The following is a 20,761-nucleotide window of genomic DNA, read 5'->3' as shown; positions in this document are numbered from 1 at the left end:
TTTCCTGCCGCGGAGGGAGCCCCGCCATGGATCTCCAGTCATCAGGACCCGCCCAATCGTCGGGACTCGTGCATGCGCCAGGACTCGGGCGGCGCGGCCTCTTCAAGGCCGGGCTCGGTGCGGCGGCGGTCGCAGTCATCGGCTCGGAACTCCCCACGGCGCCGCCCGCGCACGCTGCGCCCGGTGACGAATTCCCCTGGATTGTCAGCTGTGACGATTGGGGCGCCCGGCCGCCGGCGGCGCCGATCCAGCTGAGCGGGAATGTCACCAACAAGATCATCGTGCACCACATGGCATTCCCGAATGTCACGGACTATTCCCGCGATCAGGCGATCCGGCTGGCTCAGGACTGCCAGGACCTCCACATGGACAGGAACGGCTGGGCTGACACGGGCCAGCACTTCACGGTGAGCCGCGGTGGGTATGTGCTCGAAGGCCGGCACCGCAGCCTCGAGACGCTGCGGGTCGGCGAGCAGCAGGTGATCGCCGCGCATTGCCCCGGCGAGAACGGCAATGCGATCGGCATCGAGAGCGAGGGCACCTACATCACCGAGACGCCGCCCCAGGCGTTACTCGATTCACTGACCCGGTTGTGTGTCACGATCTGCCAGCAGTACGGCCTGCATTCCTGGGATCTCTTCGGGCACTGGGATTTCCGGGACACGCAGTGCCCGGGCATCGCGTTCTACCGGCAGTTCCCGATGCTGCGGCGCCGGGTCGCAGCTCGATTGGGCGAACGTGGAAACCTGGTGCCGCGGCGCCGCTGGCCAGACATCTGGAAGTTCGTTGGTGGACCGGTCGTCCGCGTCGCGCAGTATCTGTTGAACGCCAGGGGATACCAACTCACAGCCAACGGCGTATTCGGAGCCGACACCGTCGGCGCCGTCCAGGACTGGCAGGCACGCAACGGCATTCCCGTCGACGTAGACGCCACGCTGACCGGGCCGACCTGGGAGTCGCTCGTACAACCACTCGGGAAGGGATCCACCGGCCTGCCGGTGACGGCGGTGCAGTTCATCCTTGGTCGCAAGGGGTACGCCGAGCTCACGATGTCGGGCGGGTACGACCAGGCGACCTCGAAGGCCGTCCAGGATCTGCAGCGCCTGCACGGACTCCCGCCCAACGGTGACGTCGACACGAGCACGTGGTGCGTCATCACCGGAGGCATCGTCCGCGAAGCCTTCGACTGAGGGTCTTGTTCTCCGGTTCGGCGAGCATAGGCGCCACGGGTGCGGAGCGATCCCGATGAGGCAACGCCAAGTGCGGCCGGCTCGACCTGCTGCCCATCGCCGGTCACGCCCTGGTGAGGAAGTCGGCCGGCCAGCTCGCCACCTCGCGAGCCGGCGAGAGGAATTCCACGTCCCGAGCAGTCGCGCCCTTCGTCGCATAGTCGGCCGCGATGTCACCCATCACCGGCGCGAACTTGAAGCCCGAGCCGGAGAACCCACACGCCAGGATGACGTTCGGTGCGTCGGGCGCGGGACCAAGCAGGGCAGATCCGTCAGTGGTGTAACCCTCCAGCCCCACCGTCGTCGCCGACGGGTCAGGGTGCACGCCCGGCAGGCACTCCGCGATCACGTCCCGGAAGGACCGCACCAGGTCCAGACCCACTGTGCGGGAAGGATTCTCCGTGTCGTGCACGATCGGGTGCGCGGTGCCGTAGATACCGACCTTGATGGTGCTGCCGTCCAGGCTCGGAAAGCCGTAGGCCTTGAAGTCGCCGACCCGTTCGAAGACGGGAAACCGCTCGAAGGTGTACGCCGCCGGGTCGCGCGGGAGGTACCACGCCTGGACGAGCCGGCGGGGCAGCACCGTCGTACGCGCCGCCGGCAACAGGTCCCGAGCCCAGGCGCCGGGTGCGACGACCACCCGGTGGTAGCGGCGGGCGCCATCCGGCGTACGTACCACCACGTGCTCGTCGGCGGGTTCGACCGCGTGGACGCGGGTGTAGTCGTGGATCGTCGCGCCGAGGTCGCGGGCCCGCTCGATCGCGGCGGCGACGCTCGCCTCCGGCCGCACGAAGCCTCCCATCGGGTCGGTCACGCCCGCGTCGCCCGGACGGGCGAGATGCTGCGGAAAGCGACGGGCCAGCTCGGCGCTGTCGAGCACCTCATGGTCGAGCCCGAGCTCACGTGCCGATCGCGCGGCGCTGACCAGGGCGTCGGCGTCTGCCGGCCCGAGGATCAGCCCGCCCACCAGGTCGAGCAACCGGCGCCCGGTGGCGGCCTCGAGCTCCCGCCACAGGTCGAGCGCCTCGAGGGCGAGCGGGGTGAACCGGCGTTCCCGCTGGCTCTGCACCGAGAACCTCCGGGTCTGTCCGGCCGACGCTCCACGATCGTGGCTGACGCCGAAGCGCTCGTAACCGTGCACAGCGACGCCGCGCTCCGCGAGCCGCCAGGTGGTCATCGCGCCGATCGCGCCAAGACCGACGACGGCGACGGTCGCCTCTGGATCCATGCCCCACTCCTCGCGTTAGGCGGCGAACACACTCACCGGCAGGTCGTGCGCCGCCCCCACGCGCGCGTCGAGCAGTTCGCCGGCGTGCGTACTCAGCCCCTTGGCCAGCGCAGGGTCAGCGGCGAGCGCGTCGCGCCACCCGCGGCTGGCCAGGGCGAGCGCGTACGGCAGGGTCGCGTTCGTCAGGGCGTACGTCGACGTGAGCGGCACGGCGGCCGGCATGTTGGTGACGCAGTAGAACAGCGACTCGTGCACCGGGTAGGTCGGGCTGGTGTGTGTGGTCGGCCGGGAGTCCTCGAAGCAGCCGCCCTGGTCGATGGCGATGTCCACCAGGACGCTGCCGGGCCGCATCCGCGCGACCAGATCGCTGCTGACCAGGCGAGGTGCCCGCGCGCCGGCCACCAGGACGGCCCCGATCACGAGGTCGGCTCCGAGCACCGCGCGTTCGATCTCCAGCGCGTTGGAGGCGATCGTACGGATCTGACCGGCGTACGTCCGGTCGAACTCCCGCAGCCGGGCGGCCGAGACGTCGAGGACCGTCACGTCGGCCCGCATGCCGTGGGCGATGGCCGCGGCGTTGGCTCCCGCGACACCGCCGCCGATGACCACGACCGACGCCGGGCGTACGCCGGGAACGCCGCCCAGCAGCGCGCCCCGGCCGTTCTGCGTTCGGGTGAGCACGTGCGCGCCCACCTGCGGCGCCAACCGCCCGGCGACCTCGCTCATCGGCGCGAGCAGCGGGAGCGTCCGGTCGGGAAGCTCGACCGTCTCGTAGGCGATCGCGGTGACTTCCCGTTCGAGCAGGGTGCGCGTGAGCGCGGCGTTCGCCGCGAGGTGCAGGTAGGTGAAGAGCACCTGGCCCGGGCGCATGCGGTGGTACTCCGCCTCGACGGGCTCCTTGACCTTGAGGACGAGGTCCGCCCCGTCCCAGACCTTGTCGGCGTCGGCGACGACCTGCGCTCCGCACGAGCGGTACTCGTCGTCGGAGATTCCAGAGCCCACGCCCGCGCCGCTCTCGACGGTGACCTGGTGCCCGGCGCGGACCAGTTCGCCGACGCCGCCCGGCGTCACCGCGACCCGGAACTCCTTGTCCTTGATCTCCCGCGGCACTCCGACGTCCATCCTGCTTCCCTTCTCAGTACACCCCCTCTTCTTGGGGGCGTCCCTTGCTCAGAAACCAAAGCAGCGGCCTTCCACCGCCGGATGGTTCATGCACCGCCCGCGGGCGCGTGGAAACCTGGCATCGAGAGGTACTTGAACTGTTGGTACTCGTGCAGCCCCTCCGGCCCGCCCTCGCGACCGAGCCCCGACTGCTTGATGCCGCCGAACGGCGCGGCGACGTTGGAGACGAGCCCGCGGTTGATGCCGACCATGCCCGACTGGAGGCGGCCCGCCACCCGCCGCGCCCGGTCGAAATCGCTGGTGAGGACGTACGCCGCGAGGCCGTGCTCGGTGTCGTTCGCCCGCGCGAGCGCCTCGTCCTCGGTGCTGAACCGCGAGATCGCGGCCACGGGACCGAAGACCTCCTCCGAACAGATCGCGGCGTCGGCCGGCACGTGATCGAGGACCGTGGGCGGGAAATACCAGCCAGGTCCGTCGGGGACAGGCGCCCGGGCCACCACGGTCGCCCCTCGTTCGCGGGCGTCCTCGACCAGCCGGGCCGCCTTCGCGACGGCGCGCGCGTCCACGAGTGGGCCGAGGTCGACGCCGTCCTCCCAGCCGGGTCCCACGCGGATGGCGGTCATCCGCTCGGCGAGCGCGGCCGTGAACCGGTCGGCGATCCCGTCCTGGACGAGAAAGCGGTTGGCCGCCACGCAGGACTGCCCGCCCATCCGCATCTTCGCGATCATCGCCTCGTGGACCGCGAGCTCGAGGTCGGCGTCGTCGAAGACGAGGAACGGCGCGTTGCCGCCAAGCTCCATCGAGACCCGCAGGACCCGCTGGCCGGCCTGCTGGAGCAGGATCCGGCCAACCGGGGTCGAGCCTGTAAAGGAGACCTTGCGCAGCCGCTCGTCCGCTATCAGGCGGGCGCAGACGCCGGCCGGTGCGCTGGTTGTGACGACGGTGAGGACGCCGGCAGGGACACCCGCCGCCAGCGCGAGTTCGGCGAACACCAGGGACGAGAGCGGCGTGAGCTCGGCCGGCTTGAGGATCGCCGAGCAGCCCGCGGCGAGCGCCGGCGCCACCTTGCGCGCGGCCATCGCCAGCGGGACGTTCCACGGGGTGATGAGCAGGCACGGCCCGACCGGCTCGGCCACCGTGAGGATGTGGGACCGCCCGTCGGGTGCGACCGTGCTCCGACCGTGCGGCCGGACGGCCTCCTCGGCGTACCAGCGCACGTAGTCGGCGGCGTAGTCGACCTCACCGCGGGCCTCGGCGAGCGTCTTGCCCACCTCGAGCGTGAGGAGCCAGGCGAGCCGCTCGCGGTGGGCGTGCATCGACGCGACCAGCCGGTGGAGGGTGTCGGCGCGCTCGCGCGGAGACGTCAGTGCCCAGGCGGGTCCGGCGGTCGCTGCCGCGCCGAGGGCCGCGAGGGCGTCCTCCTCCGTACAGTCGGCGACCGTGGCGATCGCCTCCCCGGTGGCGGGGTCCTCGACGGTGAGAACGCCACCCGGCGCGGGCGCCCGCCAGCTGTCGGCGAGGAACCCCGAAGGGACGGACGCGAGCGCCTCCTTCGCGTCCTTCTGCGCTGGCCGGACCTGGAGTTGGTCGGTCATCTCAACGGCTCCCGTCGAGCTCGAGGAGCGCGTCGCCGATGACCTTCGCCGCGAGTTCGAGTTCCTCGGCGGTGACGACGAACGGCGGGGAGACGTGGAGGGCGTTGTCGGCGAGCAGGCGGGTGAGCACACCGCCTCTACGGCAGGCGAGGATCACCCGCGAGGCGTCCACCTCGGGTTCGAGCTGGATTCCCGCCATCAGACCGACCGAGCGCACCTCGCGTACGAACGGCGAATCGGCCAGGGGCCCGAGAACGGCGGCGAGCACGGGTTCGAGGTCCTTGACCGCATCGATGAGGCCTTCCTCCTCGATGATGTCGAGGTTCGCCGACGCGACGGCACAGGCGGTCGCGTGCCCGGAGTAGGTGAGCCCGTGCCGGAAGATCGGCGCGTCGGCGCCGACCAGGAACGGCTCGCTGACTCGCGGCGTGACCGCGACGGCGCCGAGCGGGAGGTAACCCGACGTGATGCCCTTCGCCATCGTGATCAGGTCGGGTTCGATACCCCAACGCTCGCAGCCGAACCACGCGCCGACCCGTCCGAAGCCGGTGATCACCTCGTCGGCGATCAGCAGGATGTCGTGACGGCGGGCGAGGTCCGCGAGCCCACGCAGGTAGCCGTCAGGAGGAGGAACCACACCACCCGTGCCGATCACCGGCTCGATCACGATCGCGGCGATGGTGTCGGCGCCGAGTGCGTCAATCACCGCTTGCGTCCCCGCGAGATCGGCTCGTGGAACGCGGGCGGTTTCGGGGATGAGCGACTCGGTGCCATATCCCTCGCGGTTGAACCCGAGCCCCGCGATCGACGTACCGTAACCGTGCAGGCCGTGGTAGCCGCCCTCCCGGCTGAGGATCGTCTTCTTGTCGGGCCGCCCCGCGACCTGCCAGTAGCGGCGGGCCACCTTGCAGGCGGTGTCGATCGAGTCGGAACCACCCGACGTGAAGAAGATCGAGGCGCCTTCGATGGGTACCAACCCGGCGAGCCGGTCCGCGAGGTCGAGCGCCGGACGGTTGGCGTGCGCGCCGAACAGGTGGTACGTCTCGAGCGTCCGCAGCTGGTCTGCGGCCGCCCGTGCGAGGCGTTCCCGGCCGTGGCCGACGTTGGCGTGCCAGAGTCCGGCGGGCAGGTCAAGCAGCCGTTGCCCGTCCTCCGTGGTCACCCACGCACCCTCGCCCGCGGCGATCACCAGTCGATCGGTGGCCGCGCTCGGCATGTGTGTCTGTGGATGCCAAAGGGCGCTGCGTTGGGTTCGCTCGCTCGGGCGACTCATGATGGTTGGCCCCTCCTCCCGTGCGGGTGATCGGCTAGCTCGCGACGACGAACTCGTCGACCGCGGCGGCGTGGATGTGGAGCATGCGGGCCAGGAGGCCGTTGCCCCGGGTGAACTTCAACGGCAGCGGATCGCCGTTGCCGACCGCTTCCTTCGTGCCGTCGAAGAAACGCGTGCCCTGGTCCGGTGAGTGGTCGGACTTGTCGTCGGGATACAACGGGTTGACGGTGTTCTCGATCTTCGGCCAGAGCGCGCGAGCCGCCTCGGTCGATTCGAACTCGAGCATGAGGACGAGCGTGTCGGGTAGCAGTTCGTTCGCCACCTCCGCGAGCACCGAACCCCCGAGGTAGCCCGGATGCCCTTCCAGGGAACGCATCCAGTCACCGAGGTAGGCCTTGGCCGCCTCGGCCTGGCCGGGTTCGGGAACGTAGATGAACAGATCACGGCGTTTGCTCACGGGAGACTCACTTTCTGAGGAACGAAGCCTCTGGGGGAACGCGGGACGGGATCTCGAAGAACATCGCGCGTGAGACTCCGTCGGTGTCATCGTCGACAAGAACGGCTCCCATGGACTGCCAGAAGCCCAGTGCTCCTGGCGAGTGTGGGAACGTGTGCAGCGCGATCGTGTCGTAGTGCCCCTCGGCGGCGGCCCGGTCGAGGACGGCCTGGACGAGGACGCGGGCGATTCCCCGGCGTCGATGCTCGCGGAGGACGTAGACCCGGACGAGTTGGCCGGTACGCCCGTCGCGGTAACGGTCGACGAGGGCTTGCGGACTCAGGCCCTCCTTGAGCGCCCCACCCCGAATTCCGGCGGTCGCGACCAGCGCGTCGCTCGTGTCGTCGACGGCGACGAGCATGAACGGGCCCGTGGGAGAGACGTACCAGCCGAGCATGTCGTCGATGTCGGCGTGGATGCGCGGATCGTACGGGTCGCCGAAGTCCTCCGCGACGGTGCGGAGCATGAGGGCGCGCGCCTCGGGGATGTCGTGCTCGGCGAGTTCCCTGACATGGAACCCGAGTGGTCCGCTCATCGAGTCCGCCTTCGAATACGAGGGGTCGGTGGGATTGCCCGGCCTGGGGGGCATGCGAGGCGGGCAGCGCCTGTTTCTTTGGGGGATGAGAGCTCTGAAGTGGCCGGTCAGAACGAGGCCGGCGCGTGCTGTGTCACGGCGAACACTACGAATCGCGCCAGCCGCCGTCAACGGTTCCTGGCCGAGATTTCGGCCGAGTTTCAAAGTTGTCAACAATTAGTCCTGGACGGTTCCTGTGCCGTCTCCCGATCTCGTCGAGCCTGTCTGGTAGACCCTTGTCCCTGGGGATTGAGCACTTCATCGTGGAAGAAAGGTCGGCAATCGAAGTTCTTCAACAGAATTGTTGACAATCTCCGGAGCCCGTCCCTAGCCTTCCGAGCACCCGGTCCGCGAACACCCCGGCAGGCCGATCGACCACTCAGGGTGGTTCTCCATGCGAACTCTCAAACTTTCGTCCGCGCTGGCCATGGCAGCGTTCCTCTCGCTGCTGAGCGCCTGTGGCAGCTTCCAGACCGATTCCAGTCAACCAGCCAAGGGCGGCGGCAGCGGCGGTGATGGTGGTGGTCAGGCCGTCATCAGCCTGCAGTTCACGCCCAGGGCCAACTTCGCGCTCGAGACCGATGACGCGTTCGTCCTGACCCAGGTCGGATGCCTCGAGACGCTGGTGAAGTACGACGACGCCACCGGCAAGCTCGAGCCGCTCCTCGCAACGTCATGGACACAGTCCAAGCCCACCGAATGGGACTTCAGGATCCGTGACAATGTGACGTTCCAGGACGGCACGAAGCTCACGCCCGACACGATCGCGTCGGCCCTGGAGCGGATGTTGAAGGTCGAGGTGCCCCCGCGCCCGTTCACCCCCGACGTGATCAGCTCGGTCACGGCAGTGGACGCGTCGACCGTCCGGGTCACGACACCGACTCCCAGCGCGCTCGTGCCGTACCGCCTCGCCGCGGTCAACACCGGCATCCTCGCGCCCGCCGCGTACACGAAGTCGGGAGTCGATCCCCTCCGGCACTGCACCGGACCCTTCACGCCGGTCTCCGTGACGGCCAAGCAGTCGATGACCCTGGAACGCAACGACAAGTACTGGGGCGGCAAGGCTGCCTTGACAAAGGTGGAGGCGCGTTTCCTTCCCGAGGGTGCGACCCGAGCGACGCAGGTGCAGACCGGCGAATCGCAGGTCGCGCTGGCGATTCCGGCCGCCAGCGTGCCGGATCTCAAGGCCAACAAGGATGTCGTGGTCAGCGAGGCGTTCACGCCTCGCACCTCGGGTCTCTACTTCAACGTGTCCAAGGCGCCGTTCAACAACCCTGACGTACGTAAGGCGATCCAGTCCGCGCTCGACCTGAACGCCATCGCCGCCAGCATCTACGACGGAACCGCCCAGCCCGCGATCGGACCGTTCGCGCCCGACGAGGCATGGGCTCCCAAGAGCGTCAAGCCCGTCAGCGCTGACCTGACCCGCGCGGCGGACCTGCTCAAGCGGTCCGGCCACGCGCCCGGCAGTCTGAAGGTCACGCTGCTGGCCTACACCGAGCGGCCGGAGTTCGCCGACCTGGCCGCGATCATCCAGGACCAGTTGGAAAAGATCGGCATCAAGGTGACGGTGCGCACCAGCGACTACGCCGCCATCGAGCCCGCCCTGCTGGGTGGTGACTACGACCTGTCACTCCTGTCGCGTAACCACCTCACCGACATCGCCGACCCGATCGGGTTCCTCACCGCCGACTACACCTGCAAGGGCACGTACAACATCAGCCACTACTGCGACCCGTCCTTCGACGCCAAGATCAAGACCGCGAACGCGGAGTCCGACGCCAAGGCGAGGTACGCCATCTACGCCGAACTCGCCAAGCGACTCCAGGACGAGGCGGTCACCGCGTTCCTGGTCCACGAGCAGACGGTCGCGGCCCGCAGGTCCACGGTGAAGGGATTCGTCGACGACCCGCTCGCGCGCTACGCGGTCACCAAGGACCTCAGCGTCAACAACGGCTGAACCAGAAAGGCAGCGGCTGAACCAGAAAGGACGGCAGCCGGCATGGACCTGCTCGGATTCACCCCGAAATACATCACCTTCGACTGCTACGGAACGCTGACCAACTTCCAGATGACGGGTGCGGTCCTCCCGCTCATCGTCGACCGGATGGCGCCGGAGGACACCGAGACGTTCCTGAAGGACTTCCGGGCCTACCGCATGGACGAGGTGCTCGGACCCTTCAAGCTCTATCCGCAGGTGCTGCGCGACTCCTGGCAGCGGGCCTGTAACCGTTGGCGGATTCAGTTCCGGCCCTCGGACGTGGACGCGATCGTGGCCGCGCTCGGCAGCTGGGGTCCGCACGCGGATGTGCCAGCGGCGTTGGAAAAGCTCGCTTCGGCGTACCCGCTGGTCATCCTGTCCAACGCGGTTGACAGCATCCTCGCCCACAACATCGAGAAGCTGGGTGTGGAGTTCCACCGGGTGCTCACCGCCGAGCAGGCCCGTGCCTACAAGCCGAGATACCAGGCGTTCGAGTACATGCTCGACCAACTCGACGTCGACCGGGACGAGATCCTGCACGTCTCGTCGCACATCTGGTACGACCTCATCCCAGCCCACGACCTGCGCATCCGGCACAAGGTCTACGTCAACCGCGGCTATGACCCGTCGACGCCGTTCTACGAGTACGCCGAAACCTCAGACCTCGGCGGTGTGCCGCCCCTGCTGGGGATCTGAAGAGAAACGGGGGCACCGTGAAGCTCAAGCCGTACTGGCTGGACACCGCCGAACCCGCCGGAGACTTCCGGCGGCGAGGCGTCCCGGCACGGGCGGACGTCGCGGTGATCGGAGGCGGGCTGACCGGCCTCTCGACCGCGCTCCACCTGGCCCGCGACGGAGCCGACGTCGTGCTCATGGAACGCCACACGCTTGGTTGGGGAGCGTCGGGGCGGAACGGGGGCATGGCCACGACGGGGCTGGCGATTTCGTTCGGGAAGGCCGTGGCGAGGTACGGCCAGGCGCGGGCGACCGAGATGTTCCAGGCGTACAACGACGCCATCGACACCCTCGAAACCCTCGTGGCCAGTGAAGGAATCGACTGCGACTTCGAGCGTTCGGGCAAGCTCACCCTGGCGTGCAAGCCGGATCACTATGCCAGCTTCGAGAAGTCCGCTCATCTGATGGCGGAGCTCGCCGGCCAGCACGTCACTCTCGTTCCCCGGCAGGAGATGCGCACCGAGATCGGCAGCGACTTCTATCACGGGGCGATGGTCGATCCGCTGGGTGCGGGGCTCCACATGGGCAAGTTCCTTTCCGGACTGGCGAAGGCGGCCTCCGCCCACGGCGCCTCGTTGCACGAGGACTGTGAGGTGGTCGGCCTTCGGCGCCTCGCCGGACATCGCCACGAGATAACGACGGACGCGGGGACCATGGTGGCGGACCAGGTGGTGGTGGCCACCAGCGGCTACACGGGCCGGCTCACGCCGTGGCTGCGTCGCCGGATCGTTCCGATCGGGAGCTTCATCGTCGTGACCGAGCCGTTGTCGCCGGAGGTCACGGCAGAGCTTCTTCCCCACCGGCGGATGGCGTCCGACAGCAAGAACCTCCTGTACTACTTCCGGATCACGCCGGACAGCCGCCTGCTGTTCGGTGGCCGGGCGAGGTTCGCCATGTCCAGCCCGAGTTCCGACCTGCGCAGCGGACGGATCCTGCACGCGGCAATGGTGAGGGTCTTTCCCCAGCTGCGTTCGACCCGGATCGACTACTGCTGGGGCGGGCTCGTCGACATGTCCCTCGACCAGATGGTCCACGCAGGGGAGCATCAGGGGGTCTTCTATTCGGTGGGCTACAGCGGCCACGGTGTCCAGATGGCGACACACATGGGCAAGGTCCTGGCCACGGTGCTCTCGGGCGAGCACCGGGCCAACCCATGGGCTGACCTTCGGTTCCCAGCCGTGCCAGGTCATTTCGGTCCACCGTGGTTCCTGCCGCCGGCGGGTGCCTTCTTCAGGTTCCTCGACCTCGTGCGATGAAGCCCGCACCGTAGCCGCAGATGTGGAGGTGGCTGTGACTTTCCTCGTGAGACGCCTGATCGTGTTGGTCAGCACGCTCGTCACGGTGTCGTTCGTCGTCTTCCTCATCCCTTACCTCACACCGGGCGATCCGGCCCGCAAGATCCTCCGGGCCCGGGTCAACGACCCGAACCTCGACGCGGAGTCGGTGGCGCGCCTGCGGACGCAGTACGGCCTGGACCGGCCGCTCCTCGTGCAGTACGCCGACTGGCTGCTGCACGCGGTGACCGGTGACCTGGGAATCTCGTACACGGCCAGGTCGCCCATCCCGCCGATGATCGTCGGGGCGATCCAGGTCACCGTCCTCCTCACGGCCGCGGCGCTGATCTTCGCCCTGGCGATCGCGTTGCCCCTGGGGTCGATCGCCGCGATGAAGCGTGGCCGGCCGACCGACACCGTGATCACGACGGTGACCCAGGGCTTCGTCGCGATCCCGGAGTACTGGATGGCGCCGCTGCTCGTGCTGGCGTTCGCCGTTCATCTGCGGGTCCTGCCCTCGGCGGGATGGACGGGAGTCGCGTCCATGGTGCTGCCCTGCCTCACCCTGGCGATGCGCCCGATCAGTTACTTCACCCAGGTCACCCGCGCGTCCATGGCCGACGTACTCGATTCACCGCACATCATCGGCTCCCGCGCCCGCGGTCTCAGTTACCGCCAGACCATCTGGAGACATGGGATCCGCAACGCGCTGATTCCGGTGGTGACGCTCTTCTCGGTGTGGCTCGGCGGCCTGCTCGGAGGGTCGGTGGTGGTCGAGGTGATCTTCGGAATCCCCGGGATGGGTCGGCTCGTCTATGACGCCGTCCTCAACAGCGACATTCCGGTACTCCAGGCGGCGATCATGTGCATCGTCACTCTCACGGTCGCGATCTCGACCGTCACCGATGTCGTCTACACGGTCATCAATCCGACGGTGAGGTCGGCCAATGTCTCTTCTTGACGGGACTCGTACCAGCGCCCTCGACTCGGCTCCCGCCCCGGTGCGGGTGGCCCGGTCCGCCCGCGGCCGGCGGTGGATCGACATCCGAACCTGGCCGGCGAGCCTGGTGATCGGTGCGCTGCTGTTCGTCGTGGTGGTGCTGACGCTCATCCTCACGCCGTGGATCGCGCCCCACGACCCGGCCGCGCAGACGCTCTCCGCGCGCCTCACCGGGAGCAGCGGCACCCATCCGCTCGGCACCGACCAACTCGGCCGCGACGTGCTGAGCCGGCTGATGGACGGCGGGAGGTTCTCCGTCTCCATCGCCGCCCTCACGCTCGCGATCTCGGCCGTGGTCGGCACCCTGCTGGGCCTGGTCTGCGCCCGCCGGCGGGGTGCGTTCGACGAGTTCATCATGCGGCTCACCGACGTGCTGCTCGCGTTCCCGGAGATGATCGTGGCGATGTTCCTGGTCGCGATCCTGGGGGCCAGCCAGTCGACTCTGGTGCTGGCGCTCGTGCTCGGCGGCTGGACGCCGTTCGCCCGGCTCGCCCGTGGCGTCGCGATCGAGATCGACTCCAGGGACTACATCGAGGCGGCCAAGAGCCTCGGCTGCTCCAAGCGTTTCATCATGATGCGGCACGTCCTGCCGAACGCCCTGAGCCCGTTGATGGCCCATGCCGCGCTGAGGTTCGGGCACAAGCTGATCACGGTCGGCGCGCTGTCGTTCCTGGGTCTTGGCGTTCAACCGCCGGACGCGGACTGGGGCTCCATGCTGGCCGACGGTCTGCCGTACATGAGCAGGTCGCCGGGACTCGTCATCTATCCAGGCCTCGCGATCTTTGTTACCGCGCTCAGTGTCACTCTCATGGGGCAGGGGATCAACGTACGACGCAACCGCAGGACGTAGGTGTGTCTGAATGTCTGATATGCCTTCGGCCGATCACCTGACCACACTGGAGCGCGAGGAGTGAGTGACCATGGCTGAACGAAGTAACTCAGAACGAAAACAGACTCCCAGGGCGCGGGTCCCCAAGCGCACGCTGGCCTCTGTCGTCACCTCGCAGATCCGCGACCGCATCATCGACGGCACCTATCCGCCGGGTACGCAGATGAACGAGGTCGAGCTCGCCAACCGGTTCGCCACCAGCCGGGGGCCGGTCCGGGAGGGTATGCAGCGCCTGGTGCAGGAGGGCCTGCTGGTGAGCACCCCGCACCGCGGGATCTTCGTACCCGTGCTGACCGCCGACGACCTCGACGACCTGTACTTCGCGCGGGCGGCGATCGAGCGGGCCGCCCTCCTGCGCCTGACCGAACGCGGTGCGCCGGCGGGATTGCTGGCCGATCTCGAGCAGGCGTTGGGCATGATGGCGCTCGCGCTGGAGGAGCAGGCCTGGCCCCGCGTCTCGGCGGCCGACCTGCGGTTCCACGAGCTCATCGTGTACGCCGCCGACAGCCCGCGGCTCAGCCAGATGTACGCCTCCCTGGCCGGCCAGACCCGGCTCGGGCTCAACCTCCTGGTCGACACGTACCAAGGCCGGGAGGACCTTCTCGACGAACACTCCGATCTGTTCAAGCTCCTTGCCGCGGGCGATCGTCGCCGCCTACTCGAAACGCTCGACAAGCATTTCGACGACGCGTTGAAGACGTTCGAGTCGACGTACACACCCTCGCGTTCCCGTCCACGCCAACGCTAGACAGCCCAGGAGGACGCCATGGCCGCACTCCTCGAAATCGATCGCCTCACCGTGACCTTTGGTGGGGCCAGTCCCGTCCTCGATGGTGTCTCGCTCGGGATCGCCGAGGGTGAGGTGCTCGCGCTCGTCGGCGAGTCGGGGTCGGGCAAGAGCATGACCGCCCTGTCGATCATGCGGTTGCTGCCCGAGGGAGCGCGGATGGACGCGGCCGCCGTCCGCCTGGGCGAGACGGATCTCGTCGCCGCGTCGGAAGGCCAGATGAACTCCGTACGCGGCGGGCAGGCCAGCATGCTTTTCCAGCAACCCAAGCGGGCGCTGGATCCCACCGCCACGGTCGGCAGCCAGATCGGTGAGCCGCTGCGTAAGCATCTCGGCATGAGCCGGTCAGCCGCCCGCCGCCGGGTGGTCGAACTCCTTCACGACGTCGGCGTCGACGAACCCGAACGCCGCGCGCGTTCCTATCCCCACCAGCTGTCCGGCGGTCTCGCCCAGCGGGTGATGATCGCGGCGGCGATGGCGGCCCAGCCCCGCCTCCTCATCGCCGACGAACCCACCACCGCGCTGGACGTCACGGTCGAGGCCCAGATCCTCGCGCTCATCGCCCAGAAGAAGGCCGAGCTTGGCATGTCCGTCCTCTTCATCTCCCACGACCTCGGCGTCGTCGCCTCGATCGCCGACCGGATCGCGGTGATGTACGCCGGACGGATCGTCGAGCAGGGCCCCACCGCCGAGATCCTGGACGCGCCCAGCCATCCGTACACCCAGGCGTTGATCCTGTGCTCCTCGCTGCGTCCGGACGAGTCCGGTGAGCTGTACGTGATTCCCGACGGGGCGGGGTTGGAACGCGTCAGCTCGGGCGGGTGCAGGTTCCAGTCACGCTGCCATCGGGCGGTCGAAGCCCACGTCGAGCACCACTGCGCGAGCCGCGAACCCGAGCTGGTCGCCGCTCCCGGTGGCACCTCGGGCCATGACACGCGCTGCTGGGCAGCCTCGACCATGCGGGAGTCGGCATGACAGAGACCGACCTGCGGACGCTGGGCGGCAGTGCCGGGCCGGGCGGCGGCGCTGACGGCACGAGCGACATGGTGGTCATCGAGAACGCCGTGAAGCACTTCCTCCTACCCCGGCGGGCGTTCCGGCGTACCCGCGACCACGTGCACTCGGTGGACGGCGTTTCGTTGCGGATCGGTGCGGGCGAGGTCCTGGGCCTGGTGGGCGAGTCGGGTTCGGGCAAGAGCACGCTGGCCCGGGTGCTGCTCCACCTGGCCCCCGCGGATGCCGGCCGGGTCGTCGTCGACGGCATGGACGTCCGCAAGCTCCGGGGAGCCGAGAGCAAGCGGCTGCGCCGGACCGCCCAGCTGGTCTTCCAGGACCCGCACGCGGCGATGGACCCGCGGATGACGATCGGTGAGAGCCTTTCCGCCGTGTTGGCCCAACACCGGATGGGCACGGCCGAGGAACGCCGGAAGAAGGTCGAGGACGGGCTGCGTGAGGTTGGCCTGGACGAGTCGTACGTCGACCGGTATCCCGCCGAGTGCTCGGGCGGCCAGCTCCAGCGGGTGGTCATCGCGCGGGCGCTCCTGCTGGGTCCGAAGCTGCTCGTGTGCGACGAACCCACCTCGGCGCTGGACGCGTCGGTGCAGGCGAAGGTGCTCAACCTACTGAGCCGGCTCCGCCGGGAGCATCACCTGACGATGCTGATGATCTCGCACGACCTGCGCGTCGTACGCCTGATCAGCGACCGGGTCGCGGTGATGTACCTCGGCCAGGTGGTCGAGATCGCCGACCGGGACCAGCTGTTCGACGCCGCGACTCACCCGTACACCCTCGCGTTGCTGGACGCGGCCACGCCGAAGCGGCCCGGTAGCGAGCCGACGGTGGCGGCCCGGGGCGAGCCGCCGTCCCCGATCCACCCGCCGGAGGGCTGTCGCTTCCGTACCCGTTGCCCGCTGGCGACGGAGCGGTGTCGTACGCAGATGCCGCCGCTGCAGGCTGTGGCGCCCGGACACGAGGTGCGCTGTCACCGCTGGGACGAGGCGCGCGCGGCGCTGGTCGGCGAAGGTGGGCTCGTCGGCGAAGGGGAATCCTGACCATGAGTCCGAAGCCAACCGTTGCCGCCGCTCTGGTCGACGACACCGCTGCCGGGGCCGCCGCTGCCGGGGCCGCCGCTGCCGGCGCCGCCGCTGCCGGCGCCGCCGCTGCCGGCGGGGCACTCTGGCAGCCGCCCGCGGGTGGGTTCTGGGAGGGCGCCTGGAAGGACGGGCGGCGCACGCTGGAGGTCCATGATCCGGAGACGGGGCGGCTCGTCGGTGTGGTCATGGACGCGACCGTGGAGGAGGTCGGTCGTGCGGTCGCTCACGTGGCGCGCGAGCACGTCCGTCGCGGGTGGCCTCTGTGGCAGCGTCGGGAGGTTCTGGAGCGCGCGACCGTCCGGTTGGCCGCTGAGGAGGATCGCTTCACCAGCCTGATCGTGGCCGAGGGCTGCAAGACGGTGACCGAGGCCCGGCGGGAGGTGCGGCGTGCGGTCGAGACGCTCCGCCTGTCCGCGGCGGCGGCCGCGACATTGACCGGCCGGACGGTGCCGTTCGACAACACTGACCGGGGCGAGGGCTGGGTGGGCTGGCACACCCGCGAACCCCTCGGCGTGGTCGCGGCGATCACGCCGTTCAACGATCCTCTGAACCTCGTGGCGCACAAGCTCGGTCCCGCTCTCGTCACGGGGAACGCGGTCGTCCTCAAGCCCGCCGAGGCGACACCCCTGTCGGCGTTGGCGCTGGTGGCGCTGCTGCTCGAAGGTGGGGTGCCGGGGGAGTACCTCGCCGTGGTCACCGGCCGAGATGCGGGCCCGGCGCTGGTCGCGCATCCCGGCGTGGACGTCGTGTCGTTCACTGGCGGGCCGGCGACGGCGGATCGCATCGCGCGGTCCGGGCCCGCCCGCAAACTGCTGATGGAGCTTGGTGGCAACAATGCCGCCATCGTGTGCGCCGACGCTGACCCCGAGCTGGTGGCTGGCGCCATCGTGGACGGTGCCTTCGGGGTGGCTGGCCAGAACTGCCTGTCGGTGCAGCGGGTGCTCGTATCGTCGGCGGTGTACGAGCGGCTGGTGGACTTGGTGGTCGAGAAGGCCGCGGCGCTTGTCGTGGGCAGCAAGGCTGATCCGCGTACCGACGTGGGGCCGCTCATCGACCAGGAGGCGGCGATCCGCGTGGTGCGGTGGATCGAGGAGGCCGTCGCGGCTGGCGCTCGGCTGCACACGGGCGGGAGGCGGTCGGGGGCGTACGTCACGCCGGCCGTGCTCACCGGCGTACCCCTGCACACCCGCCTCTGGCAGGAGGAGGTGTTCGGGCCGGTGATGGTCCTGGCGCCGTTCACCGAAGTGGACGAGGCGCTCGAGCTGGCGAACGGTGTGGATACCGGGCTGCAGGCGGGGGTTTTCACGCGGAACCTGGATGTGGCGATGTACGCGGCCGCGCGGTTGCGGGTGGGCGCGGTGCTGGTCAACTCCACGTCTGACTTCCGGATTGACGCGATGCCGTTCGGCGGTTTCAAGCGCTCCGGGATCGGTCGGGAGGGTGTCTCCAGCGCTGTCGAGGCTTTGACAGAGCCGAAGGTCGTTGCGATCAAGACGGTCATGGACCTGGGTGCGCCTGCGTAGATCCTTCGCGAGGAGGTTTCCCGTCCACTGCGGACGATCAGGGCCAATCAAAAATGGCAAGGAGCGCGCAACTCCTTGCCATTTTCAATCTATAGCGCACCTGGGGCTTGCGGCAAGACCCCGGTCGTGCCGGAAAATCGCTGGCCGAACCCAGAAACTACGGAAAACCGGGGGCACCAAATGCGTGTGTTGTTGTCGACGTACGGCTCGCGCGGCGACGTCGAACCGCTGGTGGGACTCGCGGAGCGGTTGCGGGCCTCGACGCTGCTGCTCGATCGGAGCTGATGACGTGAATCCCCTGGCTACCAGCGCGTTCGACCTTCCCGACCACCTGACCCCCAAGGCCGACCCGACGCTGATCGCCGGCGACGAGCAGCACTTCGCAGCCATCGCGGAGAGCCTCGAGCGGTCGATCGCCGATCTGTCCGACCGCCTCGCCGCCGAGCGCAGGACGCGCGGCGGTACAGGCCAGGGCGCGATGGATCGGGACCTGGAGATCCATCGGCTGACCGCTCGCCTGCGCGTCCTGCGACGCTTCGGTCTGGACCTGTGCCTCGGGCGCATGGTCGGCGCAGACAACGCCGAGCCCGTGTACGTCGGACGACTTGGCCTCACGGACAGCGCGGGTCGTCGGCTTCTGGTCGACTGGCGCACCCCCGCGGCTGAGCCGTTCTTCGGAGCGACCCACGCCAATCCGATGGGTCTGGCGACCCGCCGCAGGTATCGCTGGACCCGCGGCCGGATCAGCGACTATTGGGACGAAGTGTTCACCTCGGATGGGATCGAAGGCCACGCCGCGCTCGACGACCAGTCCGCCTTCATCGCCAGCCTGGGCAGCAGCCGGTCGCCCCGGATGCGAGACGTGCTCAGCACCATCCAGGCCGACCAGGACGCCATCATCCGCGCGGGCTCCCGCGGCGCCCTCGTCGTCGACGGCGGTCCGGGTACGGGGAAGACCGTTGTCGCCCTGCACCGCTCCGCCTACCTCCTCTACTCCGACCCTCGCCTCGGTCATCGCCGAGGTGGCGTGCTGTTCGTTGGTCCGCACCAGCCCTACCTGGCCTACGTCTCCGACGTCCTCCCCAGCCTCGGAGAGGAGGGCGTGCAGACCTGCACCCTGCGGGACCTCCTTCCCGAGGGTGCCGCGGCACCGATCGAGACCGACCCGAAGGTGGCCCGCCTGAAGTCGTCCGCGGACATGGTGAAGGCGATCGAGCCGGCCGTCAGGCTCTACGAGGAGCCGCCCACCAAGCCGATGACGGTTGAGACCCACTGGTCCGACATTCGGCTCAGCGCCGCTGACTGGGCCGAGGCGTTCGAAGCAGCGGAGCCCGGCACTCCGCACAACGAGGCGCGTGACCAGATCTGGGAGGAGCTGCTCACGATCCTGGTGGACAAGCACGACGACGATGACGACGACGTCTCGGCCGACATGCTGCGCAGGTCGCTCCTGCAGAACAGGGCGCTGATCACAACCTTCAACAAGGCGTGGCCGCTGCTCGAGGCGACTGACCTCGTCGGGGACCTGTGGGAGGTTCCTGCCTACCTGCGCATGTGCGCTCCCTGGCTCAGCCCGGACGAGGTACGGATGCTGCAGCGCAAGGACCCCCGGGCCTGGACGGTCTCCGACCTACCGCTGCTGGACGCCGCGCGGCAGCGGCTCGGCGACCCCGAGGCTTCGCAGCGCCGACGCCGCCAGGAGGCGGCGCTGGCCGCGGAGCGCGAGCAGATGGCCACGGTGGTCGACCACCTGATCGCGACAGACGACTCCGAGATGCAGGTGATGTCGATGCTGCGCGGGCAGGACCTGCAGAACGCCCTCGTCGACGAGACCGCACAGCCCGGCGTCGACCCGGACCTGCTTGCCGGCCCGTTCGCGCACATCGTCGTGGACGAGGCTCAGGAGCTGACCGACGCGGAGTGGCAGATGTTGCTGCTCCGCTGCCCGTCCCGGAGTTTCACCATCGTCGGGGACCGAGCCCAGGCCAGGCACGGGTTCACGGAGTCGTGGCAGAAACGGCTCGAACGGATCGGGCTCGATCGGATCAACCTGGCCTCCCTGAGCGTCAACTACCGGACCCCGGAGGAGGTCATGGTGGAAGCCGAGCCGGTGATCCGGGCCGTGCTCCCGGACGCCAACGTTCCGACCTCCATCCGCCGCTGCGACGTCCCCGTCGTACACGCATCCACGTCGGATCTGGGCTCGATCCTCGACACCTGGCTCGCCGCGCATGCCGACGGGATCGCCTGCGTCATCGGCGCTGGTGACATCAAAGCTGGCATGTTCCGGGCGACGTCCCGCGTCCAGTCGCTGACCCCGGAGCTGGCGAAGGGGCTCGAGTTCGACCTGGTCGTCCTCATCGACCCGGAGGCGTTCGGCACGGGCATCGAAGGGGCGGTCGACCGCTATGTCGCGATGACCAGAGCGACCCAGCAACTCGTCATCCTCACCAGCTCCTGACGTAGGCCACGACCTCGTCGAGGATGGGCTGGGCTGGGCATCCCGGCAGGCTCGATAGCCCTTCTCTGCAAGGGCTCTCGAGCCTGCCGTCTTGTTGCTTGTCCCCTTCTTTCCGCCCTGGCTAGAAAGGCGGCGGGTCGGGATCATCTACGGGGTCGGTGAGTCGCGGTGGCGTCACTTCGTACTTCCGTCCGTGTGGGTCGGTGTACCTGAGGTGGCCTGGGCTGGTTTGTTCGACCTTCCAGTCGCCCTCGGTCTTCACCCGATGGTGGCGTCGGCATAGCGGTGCCACGTTGTCCACGGAGGTTTCGCCGCCTTGAGCGTACGGTTTGGTGTGGTCGAGGTCGCAGCTGATGGCTGGGCGGCGGCAGAGCATCCAGGTGCAGCGTTGGTTGAGTGACTGCACGAGTTCTGCGGGGAGTCCGCGGAGGAATCGTTGCGCCATGGGGTGCAGGCTCAACAGTTGTCCGGTGACGGGGTGGGTGACGCCGATCGCGATCA

General features: G+C 68.8%; 18 protein-coding genes. 11 read left to right on the top strand and 7 right to left on the bottom strand.

The genetic code is table 11. The annotated features are described in order from the left end of the window. Positions 1-26: 26 nt before the first annotated feature. Positions 27-1,190, top strand: a complete 1,164-nt coding sequence (locus B141_RS0132535) for a peptidoglycan recognition protein family protein (protein ID WP_020579375.1) — start codon at positions 27-29, stop codon at positions 1,188-1,190. A 103-nt stretch (positions 1,191-1,293) separates the two neighbouring features. Here the strand turns inward: B141_RS0132535 and solA are convergent, their stop codons facing one another. The 6 genes from solA to B141_RS44040 all read right to left on the bottom strand — a co-directional run bounded on the left by solA (position 1,294) and on the right by B141_RS44040 (position 7,478). Then, positions 1,294-2,457 carry an N-methyl-L-tryptophan oxidase gene (gene solA, locus B141_RS0132530; RefSeq protein WP_020579374.1) on the bottom strand — a complete coding sequence of 388 codons (1,164 nt, stop codon included), beginning with the start codon at positions 2,455-2,457 and terminating at the stop codon, positions 1,294-1,296. Between the two features lie 15 nt (positions 2,458-2,472). Next, positions 2,473-3,579: an alanine dehydrogenase gene (gene ald, locus B141_RS0132525; RefSeq protein WP_020579373.1), complete on the bottom strand. Its 1,107-nt coding sequence runs from the start codon at positions 3,577-3,579 to the stop codon at positions 2,473-2,475. Positions 3,580-3,665: 86 nt separating this feature from the next. After that, positions 3,666-5,174, bottom strand: a complete 1,509-nt coding sequence (locus B141_RS0132520; RefSeq protein WP_020579372.1) for an NAD-dependent succinate-semialdehyde dehydrogenase — start codon at positions 5,172-5,174, stop codon at positions 3,666-3,668. Position 5,175: 1 nt separating this feature from the next. Continuing rightward, positions 5,176-6,447 (bottom strand): aminotransferase family protein, encoded by a 1,272-nt coding sequence (locus B141_RS0132515; RefSeq protein ID WP_020579371.1) that lies wholly within the window; start codon positions 6,445-6,447, stop codon positions 5,176-5,178. Between the two features lie 34 nt (positions 6,448-6,481). Then, positions 6,482-6,904 (bottom strand): hypothetical protein, encoded by a 423-nt coding sequence (locus B141_RS0132510; protein WP_020579370.1) that lies wholly within the window; start codon positions 6,902-6,904, stop codon positions 6,482-6,484. Between the two features lie 7 nt (positions 6,905-6,911). Further along, positions 6,912-7,478, bottom strand: a complete 567-nt coding sequence (locus B141_RS44040; RefSeq protein WP_020579369.1) for a GNAT family N-acetyltransferase — start codon at positions 7,476-7,478, stop codon at positions 6,912-6,914. 433 nt (positions 7,479-7,911) lie between these two features. Here B141_RS44040 and B141_RS0132500 point away from each other — a divergent pair, with 433 nt between their 5' ends. The 10 genes from B141_RS0132500 to helR all read left to right on the top strand — a co-directional run bounded on the left by B141_RS0132500 (position 7,912) and on the right by helR (position 20,260). Continuing rightward, a complete protein-coding gene (locus B141_RS0132500; protein ID WP_020579368.1) occupies positions 7,912-9,477 on the top strand; it encodes an ABC transporter substrate-binding protein in 1,566 nt (521 codons plus the stop codon). Between the two features lie 42 nt (positions 9,478-9,519). Continuing rightward, a complete protein-coding gene (locus B141_RS0132495; protein ID WP_020579367.1) occupies positions 9,520-10,194 on the top strand; it encodes a haloacid dehalogenase type II in 675 nt (224 codons plus the stop codon). Between the two features lie 17 nt (positions 10,195-10,211). Next, the gene (locus tag B141_RS0132490; RefSeq protein ID WP_020579366.1) at positions 10,212-11,489 is read left to right on the top strand and encodes an NAD(P)/FAD-dependent oxidoreductase; all 1,278 of its coding nucleotides are present in this window, start codon (positions 10,212-10,214) and stop codon (positions 11,487-11,489) included. Between the two features lie 34 nt (positions 11,490-11,523). Next, complete coding sequence (locus B141_RS0132485; protein WP_020579365.1) at positions 11,524-12,468, top strand: ABC transporter permease; 945 nt, start codon at positions 11,524-11,526, stop codon at positions 12,466-12,468. Continuing rightward, on the top strand, positions 12,455-13,357 hold the full coding sequence (locus B141_RS0132480; protein ID WP_026257765.1) for an ABC transporter permease: 903 nt from the start codon (positions 12,455-12,457) through the stop codon (positions 13,355-13,357). The genes B141_RS0132485 and B141_RS0132480 overlap by 14 nt, the downstream gene beginning before the upstream one ends. Before the next feature lie 70 nt (positions 13,358-13,427). Continuing rightward, on the top strand, positions 13,428-14,144 hold the full coding sequence (locus B141_RS0132475; RefSeq protein WP_020579363.1) for a GntR family transcriptional regulator: 717 nt from the start codon (positions 13,428-13,430) through the stop codon (positions 14,142-14,144). An 18-nt stretch (positions 14,145-14,162) separates the two neighbouring features. Beyond that, complete coding sequence (locus tag B141_RS0132470; protein ID WP_020579362.1) at positions 14,163-15,158, top strand: ABC transporter ATP-binding protein; 996 nt, start codon at positions 14,163-14,165, stop codon at positions 15,156-15,158. Continuing rightward, positions 15,155-16,234 (top strand): ABC transporter ATP-binding protein, encoded by a 1,080-nt coding sequence (locus B141_RS0132465; protein WP_020579361.1) that lies wholly within the window; start codon positions 15,155-15,157, stop codon positions 16,232-16,234. The genes B141_RS0132470 and B141_RS0132465 overlap by 4 nt, the downstream gene beginning before the upstream one ends. A gap of 2 nt (positions 16,235-16,236) precedes the next feature. Further along, positions 16,237-17,799: an aldehyde dehydrogenase family protein gene (locus B141_RS0132460; protein ID WP_020579360.1), complete on the top strand. Its 1,563-nt coding sequence runs from the start codon at positions 16,237-16,239 to the stop codon at positions 17,797-17,799. Between the two features lie 289 nt (positions 17,800-18,088). Next, positions 18,089-20,260: an RNA polymerase recycling motor ATPase HelR gene (gene helR, locus B141_RS0132450; protein ID WP_020579358.1), complete on the top strand. Its 2,172-nt coding sequence runs from the start codon at positions 18,089-18,091 to the stop codon at positions 20,258-20,260. Between the two features lie 121 nt (positions 20,261-20,381). Here the strand turns inward: helR and B141_RS0132445 are convergent. After that, a partial coding sequence (locus B141_RS0132445; RefSeq protein WP_020579357.1) for an HNH endonuclease occupies positions 20,382-20,761 on the bottom strand: 380 nt, incomplete at its 5' end.

This window comes from Actinopolymorpha alba DSM 45243 (genome assembly GCF_000373925.1).
In the GTDB taxonomy this organism is placed as follows: domain Bacteria; phylum Actinomycetota; class Actinomycetes; order Propionibacteriales; family Actinopolymorphaceae; genus Actinopolymorpha; species Actinopolymorpha alba.
This window is presented reverse-complemented; position numbering and strand designations above follow the sequence as displayed.